Source organism: Flagellimonas onchidii, from assembly GCF_004804315.1.
Classification (GTDB): Bacteria; Bacteroidota; Bacteroidia; order Flavobacteriales; family Flavobacteriaceae; genus Flagellimonas; species Flagellimonas onchidii.
The window spans coordinates 1-2,500 of record NZ_SRXX01000042.1 but is presented as its reverse complement, the minus strand read 5'-3'; the positions used below and the strand labels follow the sequence as shown (position 1 = coordinate 2,500).

Sequence of the window (2,500 nt, the reverse complement as noted above, 5' to 3'; positions counted from 1 at the left end):
CGCCTACTTAGATGTTTCAGTTCAGCGGGTTCGCCTCCTTTCGGATACTTGGCCTTCAACCAAGTGGGTTGCCCCATTCGGACATCCGCGGATCAATTCGTGTGTGCCGATCCCCGCGGCTTTTCGCAGCTTATCACGTCCTTCTTCGCCTCTGAGAGCCCAGGCATCCCCCATACGCCCTTCTTTTGCTTGTCGCACCTGTACAATAAAGTACAAATGCCCTCGTAATCCTTGATATTCTATTCTACTTCGTGTTTCTTCTTTGACTTCCACACCAACGGCATAAATCCGTCGTGCTTCCGTCCCAATATGTCAATGAACCTGTGGCGGGCCGCCGCCGGCAAAAAAAATTACCGTGGACAGCACTGTGCCATAGTGGAGAATACCGGAGTCGAACCGGTGACCTCCTGCGTGCAAGGCAGGCGCTCTAGCCAGCTGAGCTAATTCCCCGTTTTTCAGCGATCAGTTAACAGTTATCAGTTAACAGTACTTATAACGGCTACTCAACCTCTAAAATTTCCAATGTTTCAAATCAATGAACTTCGTACTTCCTGCTTCAACCTTCGTACCTTCAGTAGTCTCAGGCAGACTCGAACTGCCGACCTCTACATTATCAGTGTAGCGCTCTAACCAGCTGAGCTATGAGACTGTTTGGCCTAAATTGCCAGTATTTCAGAACATATCATAAGACAGCATAAAAGAAAAACAAGGACCACCCCGATGAAAGGACAGGACATTGTCCGGTCGTCTTTCTCTAGAAAGGAGGTGTTCCAGCCGCACCTTCCGGTACGGCTACCTTGTTACGACTTAGCCCTAGTTACCGATTTTGCCCTAGGCCGCTCCTTGCGGTGACGGACTTCAGGCACTCCCGGCTTCCATGGCTTGACGGGCGGTGTGTACAAGGCCCGGGAACGTATTCACCGGATCATGGCTGATATCCGATTACTAGCGATTCCAGCTTCACGGGGTCGAGTTGCAGACCCCGATCCGAACTGTGACCGGTTTTATAGATCCGCGCCCCCTTGCGGGGTGGCTTCCCTCTGTACCGGCCATTGTAGCACGTGTGTGGCCCAGGACGTAAGGGCCGTGATGATTTGACGTCGTCCCCACCTTCCTCACGGTTTGCACCGGCAGTCCCGTTAGAGTCCCCGACTTGACTCGCTGGCAACTAACGGTAGGGGTTGCGCTCGTTATAGGACTTAACCTGACACCTCACGGCACGAGCTGACGACAACCATGCAGCACCTTGCAATCCGTCCGAAGAAAACTCTATCTCTAAAGCTGTCGGACTGCATTTAAGCCCTGGTAAGGTTCCTCGCGTATCATCGAATTAAACCACATGCTCCACCGCTTGTGCGGGCCCCCGTCAATTCCTTTGAGTTTCATTCTTGCGAACGTACTCCCCAGGTGGGATACTTATCACTTTCGCTTGGCCGCCGAGACCGAGGTCCCGACAGCTAGTATCCATCGTTTACGGCGTGGACTACCGGGGTATCTAATCCCGTTCGCTACCCACGCTTTCGTCCATCAGTGTCAGTACGTTGTTGGTCACCTGCCTTCGCGATCGGTGTTCTATGTGATATCTATGCATTTCACCGCTACACCACATGTTCCGGCAACCCCACAACGACTCAAGACCACCAGTATCAAAGGCAATTCTACGGTTGAGCCGCAGACTTTCACCCCTGACTTAATGGCCCACCTACGGACCCTTTAAACCCAATGATTCCGGATAACGCTCGGACCCTCCGTATTACCGCGGCTGCTGGCACGGAGTTAGCCGGTCCTTATTCTTACGGTACCGTCAGCTATCCACACGTGGACAGGTTTCTTCCCGTATAAAAGCAGTTTACAACCCATAGGGCAGTCATCCTGCACGCGGCATGGCTGGATCAGGCTCCCGCCCATTGTCCAATATTCCTCACTGCTGCCTCCCGTAGGAGTCTGGTCCGTGTCTCAGTACCAGTGTGGGGGATCCCCCTCTCAGGGCCCCTAACCATCGTTGCCTTGGTAAGCCGTTACCTCACCAACCAGCTAATGGTACGCATGGCCATCCCTGTCCGATAAATCTTTAATCAAAATACCATGCAGTATCCCGATACCATGGGGCATTAATCCAAATTTCTCTGGGCTATTCCCCTGACAGGGGCAGGTTCCATACGCGTTCCGCACCCGTGCGCCGGTCGTCAGCAGTTTGCAAGCAAACTCTGTTACCCCTCGACTTGCATGTGTTAGGCCTGCCGCTAGCGTTCATCCTGAGCCAGGATCAAACTCTTCATTGTCTATCGTTAAATATCTATTCAACTCCCTAAAACAATACCCAAGTCCTTGACATCAAAATGGTTCTTTGTTATTCTCTTTTACGCTGTCTATACAATATGTCAAATGAACTTCTTATTCAATTCAAGAGAAAAAAAACGGGCCGAAAACAACCCTTTAACCCTCTCCTTATCGCCCTGCCCTATCAGCTAAGCGGGTGCAAATATAGAAAGGTTATTTT

At 51.4% G+C, this 2,500-nt stretch carries 2 tRNA genes and 2 rRNA genes (1 of these 4 cut by a window edge); all 4 read right to left on the bottom strand.

What is annotated here, in order from left to right:
- A 23S ribosomal RNA gene (locus E4661_RS18800) occupies positions 1-196 on the bottom strand; it reaches 2,628 nt to the left of the window's first position.
- Between the two features lie 180 nt (positions 197-376).
- Positions 377-450 (bottom strand) — tRNA-Ala (locus E4661_RS18795).
- A gap of 125 nt (positions 451-575) precedes the next feature.
- A tRNA-Ile gene (locus tag E4661_RS18790) sits at positions 576-649 on the bottom strand.
- 109 nt (positions 650-758) lie between these two features.
- Positions 759-2,282, bottom strand: a 16S ribosomal RNA gene (locus tag E4661_RS18785).
- Together the 16S and 23S rRNA genes with 2 tRNA genes alongside form the textbook arrangement of a ribosomal RNA operon.
- Between the last annotated feature and the right edge of the window lie 218 nt (positions 2,283-2,500).